At 63.2% G+C, this 24,905-nt stretch carries 39 protein-coding genes; 5 read left to right on the top strand and 34 right to left on the bottom strand.

The genetic code is table 11. The features are described from left to right. The 20 genes from PVZ77_RS09225 to PVZ77_RS09130 form a co-directional block, all read right to left on the bottom strand. Positions 1–750 (bottom strand): phage minor tail protein L, encoded by a 750-nt coding sequence (locus tag PVZ77_RS09225; protein WP_273807283.1) that lies wholly within the window; start codon positions 748–750, stop codon positions 1–3. Then, on the bottom strand, positions 747–1,085 hold the full coding sequence (locus PVZ77_RS09220; protein ID WP_273807282.1) for a phage tail protein: 339 nt from the start codon (positions 1,083–1,085) through the stop codon (positions 747–749). The genes PVZ77_RS09225 and PVZ77_RS09220 overlap by 4 nt, the downstream gene beginning before the upstream one ends. Then, on the bottom strand, positions 1,075–4,314 hold the full coding sequence (locus PVZ77_RS09215) for a phage tail tape measure protein (protein WP_273807281.1): 3,240 nt from the start codon (positions 4,312–4,314) through the stop codon (positions 1,075–1,077). Before PVZ77_RS09215 ends, PVZ77_RS09220 begins: the two co-directional genes overlap by 11 nt. Continuing rightward, on the bottom strand, positions 4,311–4,631 hold the full coding sequence (locus tag PVZ77_RS09210) for a DUF1799 domain-containing protein (RefSeq protein WP_443218051.1): 321 nt from the start codon (positions 4,629–4,631) through the stop codon (positions 4,311–4,313). The genes PVZ77_RS09215 and PVZ77_RS09210 overlap by 4 nt, the downstream gene beginning before the upstream one ends. Further along, entirely contained in the window at positions 4,628–5,008 is a 381-nt protein-coding gene (locus PVZ77_RS09205; protein ID WP_273807279.1) for a phage tail assembly chaperone, read from the bottom strand. Before PVZ77_RS09205 ends, PVZ77_RS09210 begins: the two co-directional genes overlap by 4 nt. Positions 5,009–5,016: 8 nt before the next feature. Next, entirely contained in the window at positions 5,017–5,673 is a 657-nt protein-coding gene (locus tag PVZ77_RS09200; RefSeq protein ID WP_273807278.1) for a phage tail protein, read from the bottom strand. A gap of 68 nt (positions 5,674–5,741) precedes the next feature. Continuing rightward, on the bottom strand, positions 5,742–6,152 hold the full coding sequence (locus PVZ77_RS09195; protein ID WP_273807277.1) for a DUF4128 domain-containing protein: 411 nt from the start codon (positions 6,150–6,152) through the stop codon (positions 5,742–5,744). Further along, on the bottom strand, positions 6,149–6,592 hold the full coding sequence (locus PVZ77_RS09190; RefSeq protein WP_273807276.1) for an HK97 gp10 family phage protein: 444 nt from the start codon (positions 6,590–6,592) through the stop codon (positions 6,149–6,151). Before PVZ77_RS09190 ends, PVZ77_RS09195 begins: the two co-directional genes overlap by 4 nt. Positions 6,593–6,595: 3 nt before the next feature. Then, positions 6,596–6,985, bottom strand: coding sequence for a hypothetical protein (locus PVZ77_RS09185; protein WP_273807275.1), 390 nt, complete (start codon positions 6,983–6,985; stop codon positions 6,596–6,598). Beyond that, positions 6,985–7,968: a hypothetical protein gene (locus PVZ77_RS09180; protein ID WP_273807274.1), complete on the bottom strand. Its 984-nt coding sequence runs from the start codon at positions 7,966–7,968 to the stop codon at positions 6,985–6,987. Before PVZ77_RS09180 ends, PVZ77_RS09185 begins: the two co-directional genes overlap by 1 nt. Then, positions 7,965–8,489, bottom strand: a complete 525-nt coding sequence (locus PVZ77_RS09175; protein WP_273807273.1) for a DnaT-like ssDNA-binding protein — start codon at positions 8,487–8,489, stop codon at positions 7,965–7,967. The genes PVZ77_RS09180 and PVZ77_RS09175 overlap by 4 nt, the downstream gene beginning before the upstream one ends. A gap of 42 nt (positions 8,490–8,531) precedes the next feature. Next, the gene (locus tag PVZ77_RS09170) at positions 8,532–8,966 is read right to left on the bottom strand and encodes a hypothetical protein (protein ID WP_273807272.1); all 435 of its coding nucleotides are present in this window, start codon (positions 8,964–8,966) and stop codon (positions 8,532–8,534) included. 9 nt (positions 8,967–8,975) lie between these two features. Next, the gene (locus tag PVZ77_RS09165) at positions 8,976–9,908 is read right to left on the bottom strand and encodes a DUF2184 domain-containing protein (RefSeq protein ID WP_273807271.1); all 933 of its coding nucleotides are present in this window, start codon (positions 9,906–9,908) and stop codon (positions 8,976–8,978) included. A 9-nt stretch (positions 9,909–9,917) separates the two neighbouring features. After that, on the bottom strand, positions 9,918–10,358 hold the full coding sequence (locus tag PVZ77_RS09160; RefSeq protein WP_115945623.1) for a structural cement protein Gp24: 441 nt from the start codon (positions 10,356–10,358) through the stop codon (positions 9,918–9,920). Beyond that, the gene (locus tag PVZ77_RS09155; RefSeq protein ID WP_273807270.1) at positions 10,358–11,473 is read right to left on the bottom strand and encodes a DUF2213 domain-containing protein; all 1,116 of its coding nucleotides are present in this window, start codon (positions 11,471–11,473) and stop codon (positions 10,358–10,360) included. The genes PVZ77_RS09160 and PVZ77_RS09155 overlap by 1 nt, the downstream gene beginning before the upstream one ends. A 28-nt stretch (positions 11,474–11,501) precedes the next feature. Further along, on the bottom strand, positions 11,502–12,854 hold the full coding sequence (locus tag PVZ77_RS09150; RefSeq protein WP_273807269.1) for a DUF1073 domain-containing protein: 1,353 nt from the start codon (positions 12,852–12,854) through the stop codon (positions 11,502–11,504). Continuing rightward, positions 12,854–14,140 (bottom strand): terminase large subunit domain-containing protein, encoded by a 1,287-nt coding sequence (locus tag PVZ77_RS09145; RefSeq protein WP_273807268.1) that lies wholly within the window; start codon positions 14,138–14,140, stop codon positions 12,854–12,856. Before PVZ77_RS09145 ends, PVZ77_RS09150 begins: the two co-directional genes overlap by 1 nt. Next, positions 14,128–14,619: an HNH endonuclease gene (locus tag PVZ77_RS09140; protein WP_273807267.1), complete on the bottom strand. Its 492-nt coding sequence runs from the start codon at positions 14,617–14,619 to the stop codon at positions 14,128–14,130. The genes PVZ77_RS09145 and PVZ77_RS09140 overlap by 13 nt, the downstream gene beginning before the upstream one ends. Then, positions 14,612–15,067: a DUF2280 domain-containing protein gene (locus tag PVZ77_RS09135; protein ID WP_273807266.1), complete on the bottom strand. Its 456-nt coding sequence runs from the start codon at positions 15,065–15,067 to the stop codon at positions 14,612–14,614. The genes PVZ77_RS09140 and PVZ77_RS09135 overlap by 8 nt, the downstream gene beginning before the upstream one ends. Positions 15,068–15,095: 28 nt before the next feature. After that, positions 15,096–15,713: a putative metallopeptidase gene (locus tag PVZ77_RS09130; protein WP_273807265.1), complete on the bottom strand. Its 618-nt coding sequence runs from the start codon at positions 15,711–15,713 to the stop codon at positions 15,096–15,098. Between the two features lie 106 nt (positions 15,714–15,819). Between PVZ77_RS09130 and PVZ77_RS09125 the strand changes: the two genes are divergently transcribed. Next, positions 15,820–16,044 (top strand): hypothetical protein, encoded by a 225-nt coding sequence (locus tag PVZ77_RS09125; protein WP_273807264.1) that lies wholly within the window; start codon positions 15,820–15,822, stop codon positions 16,042–16,044. A gap of 33 nt (positions 16,045–16,077) precedes the next feature. Here PVZ77_RS09125 and PVZ77_RS09120 read toward each other — a convergent pair whose 3' ends face one another. Continuing rightward, complete coding sequence (locus PVZ77_RS09120) at positions 16,078–16,404, bottom strand: hypothetical protein (protein WP_273807263.1); 327 nt, start codon at positions 16,402–16,404, stop codon at positions 16,078–16,080. Beyond that, complete coding sequence (locus PVZ77_RS09115) at positions 16,376–16,756, bottom strand: hypothetical protein (RefSeq protein WP_077172953.1); 381 nt, start codon at positions 16,754–16,756, stop codon at positions 16,376–16,378. Before PVZ77_RS09115 ends, PVZ77_RS09120 begins: the two co-directional genes overlap by 29 nt. A gap of 158 nt (positions 16,757–16,914) precedes the next feature. Between PVZ77_RS09115 and PVZ77_RS09110 the strand changes: the two genes are divergently transcribed. Both PVZ77_RS09110 and PVZ77_RS09105 read left to right on the top strand, forming a co-directional pair. After that, a complete protein-coding gene (locus PVZ77_RS09110; RefSeq protein WP_443218040.1) occupies positions 16,915–17,112 on the top strand; it encodes a hypothetical protein in 198 nt (65 codons plus the stop codon). A gap of 44 nt (positions 17,113–17,156) precedes the next feature. Then, positions 17,157–17,444, top strand: coding sequence for an XRE family transcriptional regulator (locus tag PVZ77_RS09105; protein ID WP_273807262.1), 288 nt, complete (start codon positions 17,157–17,159; stop codon positions 17,442–17,444). 34 nt (positions 17,445–17,478) lie between these two features. Here the strand turns inward: PVZ77_RS09105 and PVZ77_RS09100 are convergent, their stop codons facing one another. The 10 genes from PVZ77_RS09100 to PVZ77_RS09055 all read right to left on the bottom strand — a co-directional run bounded on the left by PVZ77_RS09100 (position 17,479) and on the right by PVZ77_RS09055 (position 21,918). Continuing rightward, complete coding sequence (locus tag PVZ77_RS09100; protein ID WP_273807261.1) at positions 17,479–17,709, bottom strand: hypothetical protein; 231 nt, start codon at positions 17,707–17,709, stop codon at positions 17,479–17,481. A gap of 332 nt (positions 17,710–18,041) precedes the next feature. Continuing rightward, positions 18,042–18,749 carry a hypothetical protein gene (locus PVZ77_RS09095; RefSeq protein WP_273807260.1) on the bottom strand — a complete coding sequence of 236 codons (708 nt, stop codon included), beginning with the start codon at positions 18,747–18,749 and terminating at the stop codon, positions 18,042–18,044. Further along, positions 18,712–18,870: a hypothetical protein gene (locus PVZ77_RS09090; RefSeq protein WP_273807259.1), complete on the bottom strand. Its 159-nt coding sequence runs from the start codon at positions 18,868–18,870 to the stop codon at positions 18,712–18,714. The genes PVZ77_RS09095 and PVZ77_RS09090 overlap by 38 nt, the downstream gene beginning before the upstream one ends. Further along, entirely contained in the window at positions 18,867–19,313 is a 447-nt protein-coding gene (locus PVZ77_RS09085; RefSeq protein WP_273807258.1) for a recombination protein NinB, read from the bottom strand. The genes PVZ77_RS09090 and PVZ77_RS09085 overlap by 4 nt, the downstream gene beginning before the upstream one ends. Beyond that, positions 19,306–19,434, bottom strand: coding sequence for a hypothetical protein (locus PVZ77_RS09080; RefSeq protein WP_273807257.1), 129 nt, complete (start codon positions 19,432–19,434; stop codon positions 19,306–19,308). Before PVZ77_RS09080 ends, PVZ77_RS09085 begins: the two co-directional genes overlap by 8 nt. After that, positions 19,431–19,877 carry a RusA family crossover junction endodeoxyribonuclease gene (locus PVZ77_RS09075; RefSeq protein ID WP_273807256.1) on the bottom strand — a complete coding sequence of 149 codons (447 nt, stop codon included), beginning with the start codon at positions 19,875–19,877 and terminating at the stop codon, positions 19,431–19,433. The genes PVZ77_RS09080 and PVZ77_RS09075 overlap by 4 nt, the downstream gene beginning before the upstream one ends. After that, positions 19,870–20,397 (bottom strand): hypothetical protein, encoded by a 528-nt coding sequence (locus PVZ77_RS09070; RefSeq protein ID WP_273807255.1) that lies wholly within the window; start codon positions 20,395–20,397, stop codon positions 19,870–19,872. The genes PVZ77_RS09075 and PVZ77_RS09070 overlap by 8 nt, the downstream gene beginning before the upstream one ends. Next, positions 20,381–21,367, bottom strand: a complete 987-nt coding sequence (locus PVZ77_RS09065) for a DnaT-like ssDNA-binding domain-containing protein (protein WP_273807254.1) — start codon at positions 21,365–21,367, stop codon at positions 20,381–20,383. Before PVZ77_RS09065 ends, PVZ77_RS09070 begins: the two co-directional genes overlap by 17 nt. Positions 21,368–21,370: 3 nt before the next feature. After that, a complete protein-coding gene (locus tag PVZ77_RS09060; RefSeq protein ID WP_273807253.1) occupies positions 21,371–21,682 on the bottom strand; it encodes a CII family transcriptional regulator in 312 nt (103 codons plus the stop codon). 2 nt (positions 21,683–21,684) lie between these two features. Further along, positions 21,685–21,918 carry a hypothetical protein gene (locus tag PVZ77_RS09055; protein WP_273807252.1) on the bottom strand — a complete coding sequence of 78 codons (234 nt, stop codon included), beginning with the start codon at positions 21,916–21,918 and terminating at the stop codon, positions 21,685–21,687. Positions 21,919–22,022: 104 nt separating this feature from the next. On the opposite strand from PVZ77_RS09055, the gene PVZ77_RS09050 reads away from it, so the two are divergent. After that, a complete protein-coding gene (locus tag PVZ77_RS09050) occupies positions 22,023–22,694 on the top strand; it encodes a S24 family peptidase (protein WP_273807251.1) in 672 nt (223 codons plus the stop codon). A 33-nt stretch (positions 22,695–22,727) separates the two neighbouring features. Here PVZ77_RS09050 and PVZ77_RS09045 read toward each other — a convergent pair whose 3' ends face one another. Continuing rightward, positions 22,728–23,591 carry a Kiwa anti-phage protein KwaB-like domain-containing protein gene (locus tag PVZ77_RS09045; RefSeq protein ID WP_273807250.1) on the bottom strand — a complete coding sequence of 288 codons (864 nt, stop codon included), beginning with the start codon at positions 23,589–23,591 and terminating at the stop codon, positions 22,728–22,730. A gap of 2 nt (positions 23,592–23,593) precedes the next feature. Next, the gene (locus PVZ77_RS09040; RefSeq protein WP_273807249.1) at positions 23,594–24,118 is read right to left on the bottom strand and encodes a hypothetical protein; all 525 of its coding nucleotides are present in this window, start codon (positions 24,116–24,118) and stop codon (positions 23,594–23,596) included. A gap of 215 nt (positions 24,119–24,333) precedes the next feature. On the opposite strand from PVZ77_RS09040, the gene PVZ77_RS09035 reads away from it, so the two are divergent. After that, positions 24,334–24,594, top strand: coding sequence for a DUF1654 domain-containing protein (locus tag PVZ77_RS09035; RefSeq protein ID WP_273807248.1), 261 nt, complete (start codon positions 24,334–24,336; stop codon positions 24,592–24,594). Positions 24,595–24,905: the final 311 nt, after the last annotated feature.

The following is a 24,905-nucleotide window of genomic DNA, read 5'->3' as shown; positions in this document are numbered from 1 at the left end:
TCAGCTCCTGGCGATCAGGGAGACGGCTGGGAAGCCGCCGTGGGGTAGCTCGTTGCCTTCGCCGAAGCGCGGCACGCAGCCGGTGCCCAGGGTGCCATCGCAGACATCGCGCGCCGGATCATCGGTCGGCTTGCCGTCCTCATCGCGGTAAGGCCCGGTGTAGCCGCAGTTCGGCCCGCGATAGCCGCCGGTCATGGCCCAATGGCAGAAGGTCGTGCACTGCCGACCCACGGCCTCGCCGGTGAGGTCACCTGGCGATGCCAGCTCCCAGGCCACCGCCTCGCCGTCCTCGCTGGTCTTCTGGTCCATGTACCAGACCTCGACGACCTCTTGGGTGGGGTCGGCAGTCGGGTTTCCGGCAGGAAAGTTGCGCGCGTCCAAGTACTCGACCAGCGTCTCCCGCAGCACCAGGCGGAACTGAAGCAGGTCCTCGAAGGCCAGGCACAGCGCGGTGATCCGCCCCGAGACGTTTCCCGCCGAGAACGTTGGCCGCGGCGCCGTCCCATCGCTGGTCGCCTCGATGCCCTCCAGTTGGACAGGCCAAGCCGCGTACTCGACACCCTTCCACCAGATCGACTTGGCCGGCAGCTGATCCGCGTTGACGCCCGCCGCTGCAATCTCCTCAGGGGTATGCGGGATGGCATGGCCGTGGAAATACAGCACGTCTGCACCGAAGTCGCTGCCGTCCAGCTCGAATAGCCGGATCTCGGCGCCAGGTTCCAGCTGCTGATACCGCGTCTGCAAACTCATGGGTGGAAGGCCTGCTCGAAGGTTGCCGTGAGGGTGTATATCGCGCCGCCGACTGGAGAGATGGACACCTCCTTGGCCCGGTAGAAGCCGACGCCTCCCAGCGGCGGCGTCCAGAGGAACGAGCGGTAGCCTGCGTGTCGATCAAGGAAATCTCGGATCTCGATGATGGAGTCGCGGCGCCCCTTGAAGGTCAGCGGCCATGACTGCGAGCGGTTGTTGGGACCGTCGCCGACCACCTGTGCGTAGCCATCACCGAACTGGGAGGTCCGGGTACGATGGTCGATCTGCCCCTGGGCCCCGCTCAATGGCCGCCAGGTGAAGGTTTCAACGGCCATTCACGAGTCTCCAGATGGCGCCGCCGGTGGCGAGCTGCTGCTGCACGACGCGGAGCGCGCCATCGTTGATCATCTTCCCGAGCTGCTTGCCCGCGCCGCCCGCTCCGTTGGCGTCGGTCGTTGTGGTGGCGTTGCCATTCGCATCGATGTGCACCTCGGTGGTGATCTGGATCGAAGGGGCTGCCATCGCTGCGCCAGCGCCCGGGCTCCCCAAAGGGGTGATGGAACCGCCCTGCCCGCCCATCATCAGGTAGCTCTTGCCACCCTGGCTCAGCAGCTCCGGGCCGCGCTCGTTGACCTGATACAGCGAGCCCGCCGACACGGGTCCGCCAGTAGCTCGCTGTCCCGCTACCCAGGTGCTGAAGTCGGTACCGGTATACCCCGCCTTAGTAGCACCTGCTGACGAACTGGCGCCTCCGCCGAAGTAAGACGAAGCCACTGAGCCCGCGATGCTCAGTAGGCCCGAAAGCGCTTGGCTGCTGGCAGATCGCACCGCAATCCTCGCCATATCTGCGATGACCGATTTGGTGAAGTCGGAAAACGACGCCTTGCCCGTCATGGCGAAATTCACCGCCGCATCCTCCATGCTGCCAAAGGCGCCGGTCACCAGGCTCTTGGTCTGGCCCGCGATATTCCGGGCCGAGTCCTGATAGTCCTGCAGCGCCGCCGTGACGCCGTTGCGCCAGTCCCCTTGGGCCCGGCTCATATCGTCGTAGTTGGCCACGACAGTGGCGCGGAGGTCGTTCTCCGTGGCCTTCAGAGCATCCAGCTTGCGCTGGTATTCCTCGATGCTCATGCCGCGCGAGCCGTCTCCGTACTGGTTGGCCAGGTCCAGGCGGCTGCTGTTGATCCGGTCGGTGATCGCGTTCTGACTGTCGTACAGCGAGCGCTGGCGGTCACCCATGCCCAGGGTGGCCGCTGAGCGCTGGCCCTGGTCGCGCAGCGTGCGAACCTGCTGCTGCAGGGCGTCCGTATAGGTCCGGACCGACTCCTCTTGCTTCTTCAGGCGGCCCTGCTCGTTCAGCGCCAGGACCGACAGCTCACTGTCTGCATCCTTTTGGGCCTTGACCATGCTGGAGCGGGCATCCGCGATCTTCTGGTCGAGCTGGATCCGCTGCTCGGCGCTGGTGGTGCTGCGCGCCTTGGCATGTTCCAGCGCATCGATCTCGCCCTGGTAGGCGGCAGTGACCTGCTCCTTCTCGGCGTTGATCAGCACCACGCGCTGGCGGTAGTAGGCCTCCTGGGTGATCAGCCCAGCCTTCTGCTGGGCCTCCAGTTCCTTCTGGCTGTTGGCGTAGCTGGAAACCAGGGCCTTCCGGGCGTTCTGCTCATCGTTCAGGTCCGAGAGGTCGACGGCACTGCGGCGCGTGCGGGTGCGGGTCTTCGGGTCCTTGTACTTTTCGTCGATGTTGGCCAGCACCTTGTCGACGTTGGCCTGCTTGACCAGATCGGAATCAGGGTTGGCCTGCCGGATCTCCTTGATCAGGCGGAGGTATTCCTCCTTCTTCTTGTTCCGCTTCTCTTCGTTGCTGAGCGTCTCATCGGTCAGCGCCTTGACCTTGGTCGCAGCCTCGATCGCGTCTGCGTTCTGCTTGCGCCGATCGCCTTGCTCCTTGGAACGCTGCTGCTCAGTTGCCAGCTGCGCCTTCAGGGCCTCCAGCTGCCGCTCGTAGTCGGTGTTGTCGTATCCACCCAGCTTCGCGCGCTTTTCGATGAAGCTGGACAGCTTGTCGATCCGGGTCTGGAGAGTCTCCTCCCGGCCGATCCCGAGCATGGCGTCCCAGGCGCCCTTGGCAGCAGAGGCCAGGGAGTTCCAGCCGCGTTGCAGCGAACCCAGGCTCTCCTGGACCCGACTTGCCATCTGATCCTGGGCATCAGCGAGGGCGGTCTGTGCCAGCGCCGCGGCTTGCTCACGCTCACCCTGGGCCTCCAGCGCGGTGATCTGTTCATAGACCGCAGCGGTCAGGTAGCCGTACTGGTCATTGAGCTTGCGCGATGCCTCCACTGGCTCCTTGCCCAGGGCGACATACTGCGCGACCACGTCCTCGATCGCGGTGCCGGTGGCCTTGGAGAACGACACGGCGGCGACGCCGATCTGCTCCATGTTCTCGGCGGCGATCTTGCCGCTCTGCGCCATCAGCACCAGGGCCGCGGCTGCCTGGCCGGTGGTGCCGACCACGCCGGAAATGTGCTTCGCGGTCTCCGCCAGCTGGTCTGCGGTGGTGCCAGCGGCGTTGCCGGAAAGGATCAGGGCCTTTTCGTAGTTCTCGGCCTCCTGGCTTCCCTGGTAGTACGCCAGGGTGAGCACAGCGGCTGCGGCTGCAGCGACCGTAAACGGATTGACCAGCCCGGCCACGTAGCCGCCCAGAGCGCTCGCCGCCGGCCCGATGCCGCCGAACATATCCTTCAGCTGGCCGCCCTGCTGCAGTAGCACCGTCAGCGGGGCCTGGCCGGCCTGGAGGCTGACCACGATGTCGGTGAACTGGGCTGGCACGTTGCGCAGCGCCGCGGCGGTCTGCTTGGCAGTGTTGCCGGTTCGCGTGAGGCCTGAGTCGAAGTCGGTCAGGCCCGTCCGGGTCTGCTGCAGCTGGCCGTTGAAACGCTCGAAGGTCTCGGCATCGATCAGGCCCTTCGCCTTGAAGCTCTGCAGCTTGCGCTGCTGGGCGTCCAGACGATCCAGGGCAGCGACGGTCGGATCGATCTGGCCCAGCAGCTGGGCAAGCTGCTCCTTCTGCGACTTCAGCGGCGGAATGGTCTTCGGTGCGGTGACCGCCAAGGCCTGCAGCTGCGCCGTCATCTCCCGCAGCGACGCCGCGGCAGCCCGGAACTCGGCAGACGAGCGATCCACGGCAGAGCCGAGGTTCGCCATCGACTGCACCGACTGCTGCTGGCGGCTATTCAACAGCTCGAGCTGGTCCACGGTCTGCCGCGAAGACAGGGCCATGTCGCTCATGCTCTCAGCGACATAGGTCTGCTTGAGGCCCAGCGACTGCAGCTCGTGGTTGACCGTCACCGCAGCCTTGGCAATCTGGGCCAGGGACGTGGCTGACTCGCGCTGCCGCTGTGCCATATCGGACAGGGAGCGGGTGGCCTCGCGGGATTTCAGGTTGAGCGCGGCTAGTTCGGCGTTGGTGCGGGTGCCGGCCTGTACCAGGCGGTCAAGATCAGTGGCGGCGGTGTCGACGCTTTCCGATTCGACCCGAATGCCTAGTTGGGCGATGTTCGTCATTCTGCTTTCTGCTCCGCCATCACTGCCAGCGCCTCGGCCTCCATGATGCGAACGTCATGGAACACCTGGTCGCGATCCTTCTTGGGCACGCCCACCAGGCGCATTACCGCGGGTAAGGCGGCATAATCGAGCCCGCTTGCGCCGGCCATGCCGGTGCGCCACTGGGTCGACATCGCCTCAAACACGTTGAAGGCCTGCCAGTTCTGCTGCCAGACCTGCACGTCGTCCTCTTCGAACATCGCTGCCGATAGGCCAAAGGCCGAGAGTGCTGCCTCGGGCGGCGCGCCACCGTAGAGCGCGCGCGCCGCCTCCCTCAGTTTCCCGACTTGGCCGGCCGATAGGCCTGGTGATAGGCGCTGAGCACCGCGGCGGGAGCGTTGACCGAGGTCAGCGCCAGCGCGCGGATGGAGTCCTCGTTGAACTCGTCGTCGAAGCCCCAGCCCACCACCACCTGCTGGATCTGGCCGACCTGCATGTCGATCTCCAGCTGGGTGGCCTCCTCGACCGACTTGCCCCGCGCGACTTCCACGAGCTCCTTCTCCTGCTGGTTCCAGCCGTCGATGACCTTGGCCAGCTCGACGCGGTCCAGGAAATGGAAGGTGAACGGGACCACCATGACGTCGCCGCCCACGCGGGGCAGCGACACGTCAGCCTTGAAGGTCGGCGCCTGCTGTATCGAGAATTTCTTCGCCATGATCAGCCTCAGGCAGCGGTGGAGTAGCGGGTGGGCTCGGCCTGCAGGGCCAGGCCAACAGTGCGCGTCAGGATCTGGCTACGGGCAACCACCGGCTGCTTGGAGTAGGAGATGAAGGCGCCGTAGAACAGGGTGTCATTCCCTGGCAAGTTCAGCCGCGCGGCCTCGACCTGCTGGTTCGCATCGGCAGCTTTCAGCACCGGCACGCAGGCCTGGACCGGGTCGTCCGCAATGGTCAGGGTCATGCTCGCCGCAGATTTATCCGTCGGCAGCTGGCGGCCCTGGGCATCCTCGAGGAAGACGACGTCGGTGTATTGCTGTTCGCCGCCGGCGAAGGCCACCTCGGTGATCTGCGGGATGACCACCCAAGCGGTGATCTTCTTCATGGAGCCGACGCCGCCGCCAGCCGGGAAGCTGGTCAGGTTGGTGGTGTCGATCCCTTCCAGCGTGACCGCGGTGGAGTTCACGGCCTTCACCCGCGCCACACGGCCGTTCAGCTGGCTCCAGCCGGAGGTGAGCAGGACGATGTCGCCCGTGGCGATCGCCGCGCCGGAGCCGATGGTAGCGATCGCTTCGCTGGCGTTGCTGATGGCGCTGATGGCGACGGCAGGGCCGTAGGTGGACGCCATCTGGAAGGTGGCGCCGTTGGGGAGCTTGTAGCCCATGATCTATTCCTCGTGCAGAAATGAAGAAACCCGCACCAGGCGGGTCTCGGGTTTGCCCAACGGGCGAATCAGTTGGTGTCGGCGCGGTAGCTGAAGCTGGCCGGCAAGGTGAAGGTGCTGGCCTCGGGGACCTCAGGTCCCTGGCTTACCGGGGTGGTGATCACCACGGTAAAGGCGTCCCTGGTCAGGCGGTCATACAGCGGGAACAGGTCCGCCAGCTCGCCGACGATGTCCTCGGCCTGGCCAGCCCCCTGCCCGGTCGGTACCACCACGCTGATCTGGAACACGCCCTGGTACCGGCGATGATCGCCAGCCAGGGTGTCGCTACCGGTCGGAGCCGGCAGCAGGTAGGCGCGGAGGTAGATCCCGTTCTCGGGCGGGGTGAAGTCCTGGTTCTGGTAGGCCACTGGGTAGCCCTCGGCAACGGCCCAGGCCGATAGCCTCGACTCGAACAGCTGGCGGATGCGCTTCTGGCTCATACCTGGTGCGCCTCCGCGGCCTCTTTGACCATCCGCTGGAATTGCTCAATGGTGATCCGCACCATGCCGTGTGGCGCCTTCTGGCTATGGCCGTATTCCAGCGGGATGCCGTAGACCAAGGTATTGACCAGGTAAGCCACCTGCCCGGGCTCCAGGGCATTGGCAGCGGCCACCAGGCGCGCGATGGTGTCGTCGCCCTCCTTGTCGGTGGTGATCAGGCTGCTGTTCGCCGGGGCGCCGATGGTCAGCTGCCAGTTCGCCTTGAACCGGCCGGTGTCCACCGGGCTGAGGTTGATCAGCGACTCGCCGATCTGGATCACCACGTCGCGCAGGGTCTGCTCAATGGCGGCCAGGGCCTGCAGCTGGAACTCTTCCAGCTGGGCCACGAAGTCGCCTTCCAGGCCGCCGTAGCGCGCCGTCATGTGGTGCGTCTTGGCCATGGCCTACGCCCTCCCCTGGACCTCGTAGCCGCAGGCGACACCCGCGTAGTTCCAGGGCTCGACGCTGATGACCTTCAGCACCTTGCCGTCGAACCGGATCTGGTCGCCGGTGACTGGCTCCGGCAGATCGGTACCGTCGGCCTGCACCGGCGAGACCAGCAGCTTGACGTCGCCTTGGCGGATGAGCGTGCCGTCGATGTCGGTCTGCTTGTAGCTCTCACGCAGGCCCGAGCCGGTAAAGGCCTGAGGCGAGGTTGTGACGGTGCTGGTTGCAGGGTCGTAGGCCTTCTGGCCTGGCTTGGTCAGGGTGAGATTCAGGCCCTTCCCGCCTTTGGAGCGCGGAGCCAGCATGCGGATGGCCAGGGCCCGGCCGCGGTCGTGGATATCGGTCATCACCAGGTCACTCGATACGAGACCGTGCACCGGCAATTCGCCAGGTCGGCCCAGGAGGCCCCCAGCGTCTTGTCGCCGGGGTAGTTAAGCCGCGCGCCGGTTGGCGACTGGAACGGCTGGTTGAAGCCCACGCGGACACCACCGAGGGTGACGTGAGCATGGCGGACCCGCAGGTCGCCCTTGTTGCGCCAGATTTTCTCCACCGACCGCGGCTTGACCGGGCCTTCGAGCACCTGGCCGTGCAGGCGGTTGAAGCCGGCGTTCAGCGCCTCATGCGCCTGGGCCTTGCCCACCAGCAGCGCATGCTTGTCGACCTTGGCCGCCGCGTAGGCCGTGGTGATGCGCTGAGCATCGGTGACCGTCACCGGCCGCCCCTGCTCGATGGCGCGCTCGACGATCCCATCCAGGCGCCGGTCGCGGTCGGCCTTGGCCAGGTACTGCCGCATACGCTCGGCGACGCCGCTGCGCAGCTGCTCGCGCGTACTGGCGATGGCCTGGGCCTCAGGGGCAGACATCCCCAGCACACCGCCCTGGCGGCGCCCGGTGCGCTCGTTGCGGCGGCCGACGACGTCCAGCGCGATCTGGCGCGGCGTGCGTCCGGCGGCGCGGCCGGCGGCGGTCGTGACGCGGATGGCCTCGGCCTGCTCCCGGGCGATGGTGCCGGTCAGGTCGGCAGCGTTCTGGTTGAGCCAGCGCTGTGCGGCCTCGGCGTGCTGGTCGAACTGCACCTTCCGCCCGCCCGGCATCTTGATGACCACCAGGGTCCCGCCCTTGATGTAGGCGGCGCGGACGGCTTCCAGCAGCGCGGCGAACGCGCCAAGGGACAGCAGGGTCACCAGACCAGCGTCGTCTTGCTGGGCGATCAGCTTTTCCACCTCGGTGATGACTGCGGCGTCGACCGTGGCGCGGATCTGCTCCAGGTAGGCCCGCTGCAGCGCCGGGGTCATGCCGTCGATGGCGGCGAGGATCTCGGCCTCGGTCACACGACCACCACGGCGGGCAGCTCGAACCGGGCGACCAGCACCGGCGCGATGATCTCGTCGATCAGGGTGATCACCGGCCGGGTCGGCTCGGCCCCCGGGGCGTTGGCATCCGGCACCGCATAGGTCGTTTCCAGCGGGCCGACCTTCTCGCTCTTGACCAGGCTGGTGGCAACGAAGTCGGGGCTCAGGCTGCCCGGGTTCACCAGCTCGCGCAGGGCGGCCTCGTAGGTGGCCTGCTCGACCTCGGCCGGCACCTCGTCGGCGGCGATGGGGTTGCCGCTGTAATCCTGGGCGCCGATGCGAGGCCACTCGCGCGCCTGGGCGCGGCCCTGCGCTTTCTCGCCGGGGAACATCGATACCCAGCGGCCAGAGCGGTAGCGCTTACGGTACCGGCCGTCGATGTAGACCGAGGCGCGCAGCAGCGCGGCCTGCTTGCTGGCCTCGTCACCTGCCCAGCCGTTGCTGGCGCGGGCGGCGTGGTAGGCGTCGGCGCCCAGCAGGGTGCCGTAGGAATCTACCATGGCGTCGATCTCGAATAGATGGGCGGCGAACCGCCCGGGGTGTTACTCAGTGGCTTCCAGCTTGGCCTTCAGCTCGTCCAGGCTCGCGGTCTCGTCGAACTCGACGTCCTTGGCCTTGAGGGCCTCGATCACCTCGGTGCGCGCCTTCGAGGCCTCGGCTTCGGCCAGGGCCTTGCGCAGCTTCTCCAGCCCGGTGTTCGGGTGCATCTGGATGCCGAGCAGATCCAGCTTGCCGCGCAGGTCGCGCTTCTGCTGTTCCTCTTCGGTCTCGTTAACGCCCTGGTTCGGGTTGGCGGACGGGGTCTGGCCGCCCGCGCTGGCCGCCACGACCAGCACGCTCTGCTGGACGTAGTGCTTCAGGTTGGCGCGGTCCTTGAAGTCGTCCCAGTTGTCCACCGTCGCGGTCTGTTTCGGCGGGATGATGGAGCCGTCGGGCAGGCCAATCGGCGTGCCGCTGGTGTTGGTGATCTCGGGCATGGGACCTCCTTACAGGCCGTCGGCGTAGCGGACTTGCAGCGGCTGGCGGACATCCACACCGCCGAGGCGGAAGATGCCGGGGATTTCCCAGCGCATCGGACCGGCCTGGAATACAGGCAGGAAGCGGTGCGGCATCGGCAGGTGCAGCTTCACCACCGACGGATCGCGGCGGTAGGACACCATGCGGCGAGTACCGCCAGCGCCTGCCTTCTCCAGCCCGCGGAGACCGCGGATGGTCAACGGCTGGCCGGTCTGCGCGGTGTAGACGTTGTTGCGCAGCAGCCAGCTGAGGATGGTCTCGGTGGACAGGTCGCTCACCATGCGGGTCGCCAGCAGGTTCAGGCTGTCCAGGGGCAGCAGCAGGGTGTCTGCCAGGGCGGTGTACAGCGTGCCCTGAGCCTGGCCTGCCAGCTGGTTGTTCACGTCGGCGAGGATCTTGTCCGGCGTGGCAGTTGCCCAGCTACCGTTGGTAACCGAACCGGCGGTGACGTTCGGCGCATTCACCAGGCCGGAGAAGCCCTTCGAACTGTCACCGTAGAGCGCGACACGGTCGACCATCTCCTCGTAGGCCCGGCGCGCGGCCTTGGCATCCTCGGCGTCGAGATTGTAGCCGAGCATGGCGGCCTGGCTGATCTCTTCGAGACCGTAGCCGTAGCCGATGCCGGCGGTGTGGATCTGGGTCTCGAACTTGGTCAGCTCGGTACCGGCGCGCGGGATGTCGTCCGCGTTGCCGTTGATCCAGTCCGCCTTACCGTACTTGTCCGAGGAGAAGTAGGTGACGGTCTTGGCCCAGGGGCTGGCGGAAGTATCGACCGGCACCAGGCCGGGATACTGGATGTCGGGATAGACGATCTCGTTGACCTGGCGCTCGATGTGCGTGGTCTGGGAGATCACGAAACCCAGGGCGGCCTGGGCGTCCAAAAGCTTGAAGGGGGCGCGCATGTCGGCTCCTTACTTGAGGAAGATGTTGGCGACGGCGCCGGCCGCGGCGCTGGTGTCCCAGCGAGCGTTCGGAATCGTGATGCCACCGGTGTTGCTGAAGGTGCCGTCGGCGGTGACCGTTACCGGGTCGCTCGCCTTGACCGCCACGGCGGCGGTAACGCTGATCGGGCCGTTGAGCAGGATGCGCGCGGACTCGAACTGCACGAAGCCGTTGGGGCCGCTGGCGGAGCGGTCCAGGACCGACACGCCCACGAACTTGGCCGCGGTATCGCCAGTGGCGAAGACGCGGACGGCCTTGTCGGCGGTGCCCTGGAACACCGGCAGGCCGAAGCCCAGGCCGGCAGCCGACTCGACAGTGCGAGACACGACGTCGGCGTGGGTCATGTCCGGGATGTGGCCCGGTACGCTGGCGCGGATGTTCTCGGAATAGCTGGTCTGAATGGACGGCATTACTTGGCACCTCCTTTCCAGGCATCACCCAGACGCGCCTCATAGGCGGCCTGGCCGTTGTCATTGGGGTTCTGGAACTGGCCGTCCTGCGTCTTCAGGTGCTGGCGCACCGGATCGCTGGAGTCCTCGACCAGGATGTCGAAGCGAGCGGTGATGTAGTCGGCGCTCTTGCCGGCCACCGCGGCGTCGCCCAGCTTGGCCACCACGGCGGCCTTGCGGATCTCGTCGTCGCTCTTGCCGCTGTAGTCGGCGTCGGCGATGGATTTGGCTTTGCCGATCAGATCGCCGCGCGCCAGGACGCGAGCATCGATCTGGGCGTCGGAGAGCAGTTGCCCCTTCAGCTTCTCGATCTCGTTGTCCTTGGTTGCCAGCTCGCGGTCCTTGCCTGCGATGGCCGCGGTGTGAGCATCGGTCAGCGTCTTGACGTTGACGCCTGCGTCGGCCAGCTGCTTGGTCAGCTTCTCGATCGCCTGGGCGCCTTGGTCAGTGGTTTGCACAGACAGGCCATCGACGATGACCGTGCGCAGAGAATCAGCCATGGGATGGCCTCCGTTGTCGTTGGGGTGCGCAGGGGTATTCGCACCGGGGCTGCGCTGGTCCCCGATCCGTAGTTGCTCGCCACCTCGCGCCCGATCAACGAGCGCCAGGTGATTCATCCGCATGCTTTCCACGCGGGCGTCGTAGGGTTCGCCGTCGGGAGTGACGCCATCCTCGAAGACGACGATGGCTTCCAGTCCCATGGAGAGCTCGCGGCGGCCGCCCTCGACATCGCGGATAGCCGCTGCATCCATCACCACCATCGGGACGCGGACGAACTCACCGTCGCGCAGCACCTCGGCACCGGTCTGGCCCACAGCCAGCTCTTTCCAGTTGGCGGCGTTCACATCGCCGTGGTGGCCGTTGGTCATGGGCCGATAGGCGTAGGAGCGCATGGCGTCCTCGGCGAATACGGCCTCGGGCGGGCGGTACAGCCGGACGATGGGCATTTCAGGCTTGCCCACCTCGGTGCCGAGGTAGTCCTGGATGCCAGTGCGCGCTACCCGGGCCTCGGCCACGAGGTAGCCGTCAGTGGTTCGGCGGACAGCCGAAACCGACACGGAGTCGTGCAGGAGCATGGTGTTTTCCTTGGCGCTGGGCGCTACTTCAGGTTGTAGGTGCGGGCTCGGGATCGAGTTGGCCATCAGGGTCCAGATCGCCCTCGCCGCCCTCCTCGTCTGGCAGCTCTTCGCCGTACTTCTCCATGGCCGCCTCCAGGCCGGGCAGGACGCTGAACTCGACCAGGGCCGTCTCTGCGGCACTGGAAAGCGCGGCGTCCGGGAACAGACCGGTGTCCTTGATCACCTTGATGGTGTCGGCGACGGTCTTGCCGATGGTGGCGCGCTCCGTCGCCGTGGGCTGCCAGAGGCTGTTCCAGACGTAATGGATCTCAGGAGGCCGGCTGCCCAGGGCCGAGCGAATCAGGCACTCGTCCAGCACCGACATGGCGGGCCGCACTTCCAGCTCCTGGCCCGACTGGATCCGGTCGTAGTAGTTGCGCAGGTCTGACTCCCCGCTGGCGTTGAGCCCAGCCGGGGATTGACCGAGGAATCGGGTGGCTGGGATGTCCGCGGCGCCGGTCACGTTCTGCAGGAAGCGGTCGATGATGTCGGGCAGCGTGCTGAAGTTGGCCGTCTTGGTCTGGTAGTCCTCACCAGCATCCAGCATGAGCGTGCCATTGATACCTTTCTGCATGGCCGCCAGCCGGAGGCGATCCATCAGCAGCTTCTCCCAACCCTTGTCTTCGAGGTTCTGCATCAGATCCGGGATCTTGATGACGTCGACCTTTGCCTCGAACACCATGCTGGCTACGTTGGCCAGCGTGCCGTCGCTCTGCTTGATTGCCTCCATGACCGAGGTCAGGACCGAGTCGCTCCAGCCATGGGCCTCGCCCTCGACCAGCTCGGGGTCGGCGTGCTCGGCGCCGTGGAAGATGACCAAACGCGAAGGGTGGATGTCGACACTGGACCCAGCCAGCCGGTAGGCCTTGGGCATCCCATAGCGCGGCGACTGGACGTCTCGCTCGATCTCGGTCGGGCTCAGGTGACGCCGGCTCATGACGGTCAGGTACTTCACGCCGCCCTGGCCGATACGATCGGGCCGCAGTTCGCTCGCTGTGTCGCGCTCGCCGGTGCCGATGAACACCGCAGCACCACCGAACAGGCGGCCTCGAATCATGGCGGTGTGGACCCTGGCGACCAGCGCCAGGCGCTTCTCCTCGGCCTCGATGGCCTGGATCTGCTCCTTGGAAGCCTGCCACCCACGCCAGCGCCGGCAGGCGTCGAGCGCCGGGATGTCGATGATCTTTCGCGGCAACCAGCTGCTGCGGTAGGCCGCGAGGAGCTGCTGATCGGTCAGGGTCGACATCAGGTAGCCCGAATGGGACGCCTTGTCCCGCTCGGTGCCCAGGTTGGCCACGAGGTTGACCAGCTTGTCGGAGAGGAACTGTTTGACACCCATTATGCGACGCCTGCGAGGGAGTACCTGGTGATCGGGTATTCCTTGTGAATGAAGTAGCCGCCGGCATCGGGCCGGTGGTCGTTGCCTTGCTTCTTGTCGGGCTCGCCGTTCTCCGCCCAGACCTGCTGCTCTAGGTCGTCGGCATAGGTCGGGCACTTGTCGGCGTTCACGCGATAGCGCCGTTCGCCCACTGCGTTGCGGAACATGGCGTTCATGGCGTTGATGCGGTCCTTGACCGGCGGGTTGGCGCCCGGGGCGACGACCATGAACCCGGCCTGTTTGAGCAGGGAGATGTCGGTCTCGCTGGCCCGCACCGACTTGCGGGAATCGCCACTGGCGTCCGGGTAGATCCGGATCAGCCGAGTGTTGCGGTACTCGGTCCCGGTATAGAGCCAGTACCGCTCCTTGAGCTTCTGGATCATGTCCGGCGTGTCGTAGCCGTTGATGATCTCGTCGACCGCGTGCGGCATTCCCAGGCGCTTGACGTGGACGATGGCCGACATCTTGCCGACGTTGAAGTCCATCCCCACGAAGAGCGGCTCCCCGGGCTGGATGGTCTCCAGGCTGCCGTTGAGCTTGCGGTCATAGGCGGTGTAGATCGTGCCCGAGGTCAGGTTCACGAACTGGCCGTCGAGGTAGGCCATGATCAGCTGTTCGGGGTAGGACTCCATCAGCGAAGGGATGTAGTCGTCCGGCAGGTTGAGTTCGTTGTCGAAGGTGCTGGCCTGCACCAGGCCATACATCTCCGTCAGCGCCGGCTTGGCGCGCAGCTGCTTGACGAACTGCTGGTAGACGAACTTGAAGCCCTCGGGAGTCGTCGTGACGTCCACCCCGTTCTTCAGCCCGTCCACCTTGTAGCGCATCCGCGCGATGATCTTGCGCCAGGCCTGCTGGGCCTTGGCCGCGGGCAGCACGTCCAGCTCATCCACCAGGGCGTGGCCGATCTTGAAGCCGACAATGGTCTGGGGCTTCTCCATGGACCGGCAGATCGTGGTGCTTCGGTACCGGCCGCCGCTGTAGAACTCGACCTCCTTGTCGCTCTCCTTGGTCCGGACCTTGAGGCCCCAGTCGAAGGCGACCTCCTCAATGGTCGGGAAGAAGATGTCCCGGATCTGCGGGTAGGTCGGGGCGAAGTAGCCAGAATTGATCCTGGGCCACTCCCACACGTGCTTGCACAGCGCTGCGCAGCCCACCCAGGTCTTGCCTGATCCGAACCCCGCCACGAACCCTCGGAACTTGTTGGGCAGCTGCAGGAACTGCGCCTGGGGCACGTTCAATGTGGGCATGGTGAGTACTCGGGGTGCAGCTCACGCTTCGCGCGCCAGTAGGCCTCGCTCGCCTCCTCCGCGGTGTCATACGTTCCGAGGTTGAACCGGTTGCCGTCACGATTGATGTAGGCCCGGAATCGCTGCCCGCGCTGGCTCACTCCAGGCATTCCCAGCGCTGAGCGTCGGTACGTTCCCTTGTTCCGGAGGTTCGCGGCTCTACTTGCCCGACGAAGATTCTCGAACCGGTTATCGATTCGGTCACGATTGATATGGTCGACGTCCCCCTCTGGAAGCTCGCCGTCCATGTACAGGAACGCTAGCCTATGGAGTGCATAGGCCTGTCCATCAATCTGGACCCGCTTGTAGCCCCTGCTGTTGAGGTAGCCAGCGTCCTGTCCAGCACGCGCTCGAGGGCGGTTTACCTTCCAGCGGAAGATTCCGGTTAGCGGGTCGTATGACAGGACATCTTTCAGTTGCTGCTGAGTCAGCTCATTCATCGCGCACCCTCGCGTCTACCACCTCGACCTGCACGCGGGTCGGCGGCAGATCGTCGTGCGGCATCTCGGCCTTGGTCTGGCGGTTGACGTACACGTCGCCCACTTCCTTGGCGGCCTGTTCCAGCAGCTGGGCAGTCAGCGCCAGGTTGCGCATTCCCTCCGCCTTCTCGGCCATGCGGCCCAGGGTGCGAAGACGGTGCGCCCGGTTGGCGATCGGGATATCAGCGGTCTCCTCGCGGAAACGCTTTCGGGTGTCGTCGAATACGGTGCGCCACTTCTGGTGCAGGTTGCGCCCCTGGTACTTGGTGGGGTCGTAGCACTGCACCTGCTGGCGGCTGACATCGACGCCGAACTCCTCCTTGACGGAGGTCACCACCAGCGAGGGGGTATCGAAGCAGGCCAGCGCCTGAACGATGAAGGCTTTCACATCGTTGCTCAGGGCGGCCATAGGGATACTTCCGTCAATGTGCTGTCAATCAGGCCGACTTGAGCAGACAGGTTCCGCAGGCCCTCGCAATGTTGATTTTCTCCACCTCGGGGCGGCTGTTCGCGGCTTCCACCAGGCGCTGCACGTCCGGGCTGGCGCCATAGCGACGCACCACGCCGACGAACTCCTCGACGTCATGGCCGCGCAGCTTGAGCTTGGGCATGCCGTCCCGGGTGAACGCTGGGGCGCCGAAGCCATCCAGCTCCTGGGCGATGTGGTAGAGCTCGTGCTCGACCAGGGCGCAGAACTCGGCGTCGCTGCATTCGGCGCAGTAGTCGGCGGCCAGGGTGATGAGGAAGTCCGGGATGCACCCGAACCACTCCACCATCTGCTGCTCTGCCCTCGCCTTCTGCCAGCCGCCGGCGCGGAACGCCACTTGCTCGGCTTGGCCTAGCACCAAGCGACCGCCCTTGACGAAGCCTGTCCTGGCCCAGAGGAAGCCGATGTCCGCGTCGAGCAGGTGGATGTGGTCCTCGTTGAAAAGCGGGTTATTGGGCTTCAGGAGCGTTGCTCTGACCCACTCAAGCAGATCCGCTGCCGGGGCCATTTGTAGCCAACTATCCGCAGCGGTCGAGAAGAAAGCTGAAGTCGGAAAAGGCCTGACCATTTCGCCCCCCTGACGCTAACCAAGTGGTGATCGTCTACCGCCGCCTTCAGAAATTCCGGAGACGGCCGATCCGCTTGGGGCTATCCCATTATGTAAGGAGTACAAAATGGCAATTTCCTGTGGTGATCCAAAACGCCTCATTGAGATCCTGCGTCTCATGTATCCCAAAGCCACCTTCGGTGCAGAAAACGCAATCGGGACCGTTAAGATCACCTTTCCAGACCGCTTGGTTGTAAATGTTTTCGCTAACGGGACCGTAAATTTTCAGGGCCAGGCGAGCCCGATAAAAGGGCAGATTGAGGAACAGATCGAGATCGTGAATAAAGAATGATTGCTCTGGAGGGCAGTTCTCTCTGCCCTCTTTTCATCGTAATTCTCCAGCTTGCTTACCATGAGCTGCACCCGCCGCTTTAGCTGCCGCCTCACTGGCCTGCTGCGCTGCGCCGGCGGCAACCTCAGCAGCCTTCCCGGTCTGGCTCGCGAGGGTTTCGAGCCGCTGATCCTTCTTGCCCAGCGCCTTATCGTAGGCGTCACGGATCGCAGCGAGCTCTACGAGCATGATCCGGTGAGCGCTGTACATGGCGGCCTGGTACCCGAAGATGCCACCGCTCAGCACCAGCAGTGCCCCCAGCGCCCACAGTTCGTACCGTCGCCACCATGCTTTAGCGCGCTTCAGGGTTTCGCCGTTCATAACCGGTCCTCTGCAAGGCCTGCCGTAGCTGCGAGACCTCGCTCGTCAATTGGCTGATCTGGGCTTCCTGCAGGTCGAGCTGCGACTTCATTGCCTTCATGGTCCCGGTGAGTTCGCCCACCGTTCGGTACATCTCGTTGCGTTCTTTCGTCACCGTCTCCAGTGTCGTCCGAAGGTCTTTGTTCTCTTCGGTCAAGCGCTCCAGCATGTCCTTCTCGGCGCGATCATTCGCGACGGAGGCGTTCGTGCTGGAGTAGAACTTGCGAAGCCAGGTCAGGCCCCAGGCGAGGCCGATACCGCCCGCGGTGAACCACCCGGTCGGGTTGCCGCCGCCCAGATCGGATGGGTCCATTTCGATGCTCCAGAAATGCGAAAGGCCCGCCGAGGCGAGCCTGATAAATAACGATGAAAGGCGAATTTGCCCTGTTGCAAAATAGGCCCAATGGGCCTAATATATTTCACATGGGAAGCGCATACCGCGCGGCCCGACAGCCCCAAAGGGACGAACCAATGAGCCTCGAAATGACCCACGCCGAACTCGAAAAGATCCACTCCGAGATCGCCAAGCTGATGGCCGAAACCAGCAAGCTCAACGCTGAGACCAACAAGCTGCGAGTAGACATCTTCTGGTACCCCGTTGCAGTTGCCACTGGCCTGGTCAGTGCCGTGGCCGGCGTGACGGCGATAGTCATCAAGCTCTTCAACTGAATACCCAGGCCCCGCGAAAGCGGGGTCTCTCTTTGGGGTCCACCATGCAGCGCATCAAGCACTACCAGCCGCCTACCACCGAAGACCTGGCCCAGCTCAAGGCGCTATTGAAAGCAGCTGGCATGAAGGCGACCGGCGATGAGCTTGCCGACTTGGCCGGCCTGTCGGATGGCAGGCAGTGGCGAAAGTACACTGGCGGCGCCCAGCCCCGCGAGCTGAGCGCGCAGATGCTCTTCTTCATCGCTGCGAGGCTGACTCTGCCGGAGGAGCAGCTGGAGACGATCTACAGCAAGATGCGGGAGATTGGCGCCACCCTGGATTTCGAAGGCTGAAGCAAAAACCCCTGCACATCGGCCGGGGCGTTGCTTACTTTCTGAGGCAGCCCGGAAAACGCCGGTCCGCGTCCGACACGTACTGCTTGCCATCCTTCCCCATGCACCAGGTGCTGCCGTACTGACGGAAGCTGGTGAACTGGCTGCCTTCGACATCCATTCTCGCCGCACGCCGGAACTTGCGATGCCATTTGGCCTTGTCGGCCTTCTCGCTTTCGCAGGTCGTCATTCCGAAGATAGGTGTCTTTCTGCGGCTTCGGCTCATACGGGCCATCCTGCGGCATCAGCACGCCGCTCCTGCATGGTCAGCATGTGGAAGTAGCGGCGAGGGTTGCCGCACATGAAGCAAGAGCAGACCTTACCGTGATTGGCGAATATACCTGCCATCCTGGCGTCATTCGTCCACGCCTCATGGGCACTCTGCTTTCGGTAGAACTTGGCCTTCACGCGTTGCGCGTGATGCCTTCTCTCGGATCGATCCATGGTCATCTCCAATGGCCAGATCCAAGAAAGCCCCGGGAGACGAATCTGCCGAGGCTTCTGATGGGGTGCTGCTTCACACGATGAATAAATCATGCCGCCAGCCGCACATTTGTGTCAAGCCGCACACTTCATCGCCCGAAGAAGGTTCGCGACGGGCGCCAGAGCCATCTTGTCCAGGTCGTTGCAGGCGGTGAAACAGGCTTGGACGAACTCCTCCCATTCCCGGTCCCAGTTCCGGGCATCCAGCTCCACGCCGTAGGTGTAATCGAGAAAGGTGCGAAAGGCCTCCGGCGTCGGAAGCGGGTCCGGCGCGGCGCTCTGCCCGCCCTGGTGCTGGCGCCGGTACCGGTATAGCACCGCCATGGCGACGAACTCGGCCTTGGCGTGCTTCTTCGCGTACATCTTAGGCCCGCGCAGGTAGGCCAGCTGGAACACCGACCATTCGGCTACCTCGCGCCACAGGTCGTTGCTGTCCGGGTGATACAGGTGGTTGCCGAAGGCGAACAGGTCCGCCGGCAAGCGCTCCACCACGCTGCGGACGTGGGCGCCGATGGTCTCGTTCACCAACCCGGTCACGCCGCGCACGCGCTCGGTGCTCTGGTAGGGGCCGACCAACGCCAGCGACTCGCAATGGCGGTTGGTGCCGTCCCCTGGGCGGTAGTAGGCGTTGAACCACTCGTCTCGGGCTGAACTCAGGCGCATCTGGGATACCTCGGAAATCTGGATTGCGACTTGCGCGGCCACCTGGCGGCGCAGACAACTGCAGGCGTCCTTGCCGGGTGGATCACAGGCGGCGCTTTGCCTGGCGCTCGATTTGGTCATGGCGGTCACGGAGCAGCCTGCGTAGCTCTCGGGCCTCCCGCTCGCGCTTCAGCTGGAGCAGGCCATGACCGACGATGCCGACTCCTGCCAGCGGGACCAGGTAAGACAGGAAGGTCATCATGCCGTCCGCCTCTGGCCGTAGATGGCCAACATCAGGTCCTCGGGGTGAGGCAGCAGCAGTTCGAGATGCTCGGCGCAGTAGCGGTCGAGCAGGTCGAGGTATTCGGTCATCTGGGCCTGAGTGAAGCCGCTGGTCTTGGCTCGGCCGATCTTGAACTCGCCGCCGGCGGGCCCAGGCATGGCCACCTTCCGGACCTCGCACGGCCACAGGCGCGCCACCAGGATCTCGTGCCACTCCTGGGCGCTGGCGAACTGGCCAAAGCTGTCGGCCAGGTGTCTCTGGATCGCGTTGTTCCACATCCAGAGCAGGCGGTTCTGGGCGTCGCTGCGCTGGCTGCGGATCTCGGTAATGGCGATCTTCCGCGGCTTCGAGAGATCCAGGTCGGCGAGGAAGGACATCAGGCGCTCGCGGTCGGCGGGCGTGCGGATCACGAGATCAGTCATGGCCCTGCCCCTCTACATCGCCCAGCCAGTCACAGGAAAGCCGGGCAGAGCGTTGAGAGCGCAGACCATGCAGGTCGTGCAGGTGCGCCAGCAGGATCAGTAGCCAGTAGATGCCCATCACGCCGCCTCCTCCGTCATCAGCGGCACGATCCGCACGCGCACGCACGGCGTCTCGGCGTAGCGCTTGCGCACGATGGCGTCGACCACCTGGACGTCGTCCCGCCACACCACGCCATTGAGGCCGTCGTAGATCGCCTTGATCACGTTGTCCATGTCGGGCTTCGTGGTCGGGAATACCTGGCCGGCGACAGCCTGGGCCTTCCACTTTTTTGACTTCGACTGAGGGATCGGCAGCAGGATCTGTAGCTCGACCATGACTGGGTGCGGGATCAGGTTCCGCCCGCCCATGGCAATCTGGGCCGCATGGGCGATCAGGCCCTCATAGGCCACCGTCTCCTTTGGTGTGAACATGCGGGCATGGGCGCCCACCTTGCCGATACGGGGCCGGCCCTTGCCGATGGGCTTGCCGGGTACCACGAACTCCACCGCGGCGAATTCACGCATGGTTGTCTCTCCGGATGCGCATCTTGGCCAGCAGCATGGCGCGGGCTTGCGCGGGGTCGCTGGGAATGCCCTGGGCTTGCATGAGGTCCCGCGCCTGCTGGTGGCTATGGGCGAACTGCACCTGCATCGGCGACTTGTGCTCGTGCTCAATGCCGAGGGGGATCGTGTCCTCAAGCGGCTTACCCATGACGGCGCGAGCCCGGACCACGGCGTAGTTGCGCGCAAAGGTCTTGCGCAGAACCTTGTTGTCCGGCCGTGCGGTGCGCAAGTCGTAGGTGCCAGTCAACTTCGCGGCGACGCGCACGGCATCGTGGCCGTACTCACCGCGCAGCGCCTGGTCCCATGCCTCCTCCTCAGTGGGCAGCCCGGGGACGTTGAGGCACATGGCACGGAACTGCGGCGCCGAGGGCGGCCAGCCATCGTTCTCCAGGCTGGACAGCGCAGCCAGGCCGTTGGCTAGCTGGCGACCGGAGATGCCCGTCAGGTGCTTGGCCCAGGCGTGGTCAGGCTTCGGAGTCACGCCAAAATTCGCCGTCCAGCGGTGGCCGTAGGTCTCCACCATCGTGATCCACAGTTGCTCCAGCAGCTCCATGCGCAGCGGGTCCACACGCTTGGGCTCGCTCGAAGCGTCCGCGCTCGATGGCTTCGCGGACCTGTTCTGTAGCTGAGAGGTTGCGACCGCGGCCAGGTTGACCACGCGCGGGGCGGTTCTGAGCGGCTTCTGCTGAGGAAAGGCGTCCGGGGTTGGCTTGTGCATGGCGGTGCTCCCGTTTCAGATGCTGGGCGAGCGCGTGCTCCCAGCGGGCTTGGGTTCGGTGTTCATCAGGGTTGGCGATCCAGAACGACCGGAACTCAAGAAGTTGGTCAGGCTGGATCTGGACGCCGGCCATGGCGTTCATCGTGAGCGTGGCCTTGAAGGTCTGCGGGTTCGGCTCCCAATCCGCCGTCATGGCGAACCTGGTGCGGGAGTCGGTTGCGCACGCACGCGGTGATGGTGGTGGTGTATTACCGGACTCCGGAAGTAGGTTGCTGCTAGCGGGTTGCTCAAAAAATAACCCGGTTGCAGCTCCACCCTCCTCCTGGCTAGAACCCTCGTCGTTGCTGAGTTCTGGCTGGTTGCTGCTCGGTTGCTGCCCTGGTTGTAGCTCGGTTGTAGCTCGGTTGTAGCTCTTTTGGGCGGACTGATGCGTGCGAGCGTGGGGAAACTCGAAAACGAGGGGGCCGACCACCTTGAGAGCACCGATCTTTTCCAGTCTTCGGACGGCCGATCGGTACTGCTCTCGCGTGACGGGCTTAGGCGTAGGACGCCCAGGGATAGGGTCCACGGTGAAGCCTTCGCGTAGCACTATCTCATTGATGAGCGTCTGCTTTCCAGCGATGCCGGTGGCGAAGTCCATACGGCGCTTCAGGGCCACGTAGAGCTTCAGCAGCTCCGCCGGCTCGCCAGCGAACAGGGCCCATTCATCATCGTTGACCAGAACTGCGGTCATGACTCAATCCCAGCCCAGGGGTCCTGGGCGCTTCTTCTCAGCCTTCAGCCCCAGCTCCGCCAGGGTTTCGAGTGAGCGCAGGTATTCGGCGTTGACCACCACCGCAGAAACCGGAACGACTTGCAGTCCCAGGAGCGCAAACAGCTTTGCCCAGCGCTCAATCTCGCCTTCCTTCCAGCGCGACACGGTCGATTCGGACAAGCCGATTGCGTCCGCGACGGTCTTCTGGCCCACCGACACGAGTCGCTGCAAGACCAGGGCTTCGATCTCCCGTGCTCTTGCAGATGGGTCTTGGCTAAATGCGGGTGTGCTCATGATCAGGACGCCAGCGCGAGTTCCGGCCAGATCAGGTTCCAGTCATTGGGGCGCAAGGCTTTGCGCGTAACCGCGCCAGCCGTTGCCCGCTCAATGCCTGCTGCCATCTCTGCGGAAGCTGTCTTGTGGCCGTAGCCGATCATCCGCAGATAGCCGCGGGTGGTCTGGGTGGTCGCCACCGCGTCGTCATCGGCGGTCTTGAGCCACTCCAGCAATGCTGGATGCTTGGTGCGCATGGGATTTCTCCTTGAGGGATAGGCGAAATATAACCTCAAGGTAATACCCATTCAATACCTATAGGAAATTTACCTAGAGATAATGTTTAGGGATCATTGCTCGCATGGACATTTACGAGGCCCGGCGCACCAACCTACGCGCCATCATGAACGCTCGATTCGACGGGAAGATGGTCGCGCTTGCGGCTGCGGTCGATCGTGCCCAGAGCTACCTATCGCGCTGCCTGACGCCCAATGAGACGCACCGCAAGCGGATCGGCGAGGAGCTGGCGCGAGACATTGAAGCGAAGCTCGGCCTCGAGCCGCTCAGCCTGGACCGGCCGAAGACGAGCGACCAGTCAAACGTTGGCCAGCCGATCCCGATCACCTCCCCCTTCCGGCAGATCCCTATAGTCGGCATCGCGCAGCTGGGCGCCGAGGGCTACTGGACGGCTTTGAGCCCGAGCGAGGGCCATATCAACTTCCCCACCCAGGACAAGGATGCCTATGCCTTGCGGCTGCGCGGCGACTCGATGTCCCCTGCCATCCGCTCTGGCTGGGTTGCGATCATCGAGCCCAATGGCGATTTGGTGCCAGGCGAGTACGTCTACATCAAGCTCCATGGTGTCCACGATGAGGGCGAGAGCATGGTCAAGGAGCTGCTGCGGGCCGACGACTATGAGGTAAGCCTGATGTCCGTCAATGACGCCTTCGGCCGCCGATCAATTCCATGGGAGCAGATCCAGCATTGCTACCCGGTCGGCGCCATTGTGCCGCCGAGCAAGATCGTGCAGTAACAAAAAGGCCGACATAGTCGGCCTCACGCTCTATTAGGTTACTTTCCGCTTGGAACTTGAAAGATAGAGCGTTCGCGAAAGTGGAGACTCGTAATAATCTTCATCTAAAAATCTTAGCAGACTACGAAGACCCGCACTGTCATTTGGAACAACTATTCTTCCTTCCTGCGTAACTTGCAAAGGAAATCTTACCGACTCTGCAACTATAGCTATTTGCTCGACCGAATTCTCTTCGAGTACTGCCGATTGACGAATGAAGGAAATTTTCCTTCTAATCAGCGAACCAGCAACCTCCAAAAATCGCTCGGGGTCCTCTACTTTAAGTTTCTCGTGGCTAGTGAAGGAAACCACCTCTTCATTAGTTGCCTCTCTATAATAGTCACTAAGATCGAAGATCCGCTTTGCGAAGTGGAAGCTATGAAACTTTAGAACACCTGCCTCAACTACAGCCACGATCTTACTATCAAGCGAAAGACCTGTATCTGTTATTTTTTGAAATTGATTGTTCGCATAGAACATTGTAAGAGCATTTCTGGCCAGCACCCTGCGTCGTTCAAATACTTGGAAGAGTACTTGAGGGCCATTAGGTCCATCGACCGAGCAGAAAATACTCTTAACGTTATCAAGACTGTGGACCTGGGGATCGTACTGGTCAATTGCTAACGGATTCCCCACCGCATGAAGGACGCCATCAACGTCCACGAAATTCTGGATTACCAGAATCTCATAGTCCAGCGGAGTGTATTGGCCGTCAAAAATGACCTCATCGATGACGCTTTCAAAAAAGAAATCCCTCTGATCAACGAATGTGCTCTCTATATCTCTCTGCAAGTCGGCGGAGAGAGGAAAGCGAATAATTCTAGAGCCAGCAATATCAGTCAAAGCAAATAGATTCATTTCTATCCCTCATTACACTCAATTATTCCATATTCCGTGAGCTGAACCACTTTCTTGATCTTGCTAACGTCGTTTATAGCCCTCTTACTTATCATCAAGTACGTTATTCCCTCTTGGGTTTCGACCTCATAATAATGATAGCCGAGCAGCCCGAGAACTGGATTAACTTGAATCGCGTGAGTCGTCCAAAGCACAAAAAGCAGCATTCCTCCTGCAAGCATCCAAGCCCCCATTTCAGGAGGCTCCTGCCCTTTAAATATAAGGGGCAAGGCATATGCAATAAAGAAACCTAAAACCTCCTTATCAGCACTCTTGGCTTTCTTAATAACGACAGGAAGAACTTCAAAATTTTTAGACGAATATTTAATTATGACCCGACATAGGGCGCCCAGCAGAATGCAGGATGCCAACGCAATTAAGGCCAGCACCCAGTCACGATTGTTTTTGATAAGCACATAACTCAGAGATATTGAGATAGGTGCAACTGCAGTCAATGCAAACACCACTCTCGCTGGCTTTCCCAACATAAAGTCGTCCTCCCTGGTGAACGAAATGGTAGCTCAAAAATCCTGGCATGCCAGAATGCGATCACTGTACATAAAAACAGTATCACTATTCGAGGTATCTGTGGGTGCTCGCCGTCAGGCGGCATGTAGCGCCGCGCCAGAGCATCTGAACCTTGCCGCTTCGTCGCCTGTCGCATACTGTATATTTGAACAGTATCACAGAAAGGAGGTGGCTCATGCCCCGCAGCAATACCCAGGTCGTCAAGAAACAGGTTCAGGTTTCCAGCTACGAGCGGCTATGCCGCCGAATCAATGCCTACATCGCAGAGCCGCATGCCCAGCTCGAGCAGAGATGTCGCGTTGAGCGCCTGGAGACGGACCATGACGATGACTGGGAGCGGGTCGTGGACGAGATGCGCGAGGTCGATGGCCTTTCTGTAGAGCAAAGCGGTACCGGGTATGAGTTCAGCTGGAGGGAAATGCCTCAAGCTGAATGATTGATCGCCATAACGGAAGCCCGCCTCGCGCGGGCTTTTTGCTGTCCGGGTAAAATTATTACCCGGAGGTATTGACCGTGAAAATAACCCACGGGTAATATCACTGCATCGCCAGCAACCACTGGCCGGGCAGCTCCACCGCCCCTGCTCTTTCACAATCCGAAGCAACAAAGAAACCACAGACCGCATTGCCTCTACGGCGACCGGCAATCAGACAGGCCCGAAAGCCTGCCCACGCGAAGGCGACCCCGAGGGGCGACCGGGACGGCTGATTGAGGGCATCTAGCCCGCTCCGCGCGAGAGACCCGCAC

Source organism: Pseudomonas sp. SHLD1 (genome assembly GCF_028640935.1).
GTDB lineage: Bacteria > Pseudomonadota > Gammaproteobacteria > Pseudomonadales > Pseudomonadaceae > Chryseomonas > Chryseomonas aestiva.
Note: the sequence above shows the minus strand (reverse complement) of the source record. Positions and strands in the feature narration are given on the sequence as shown.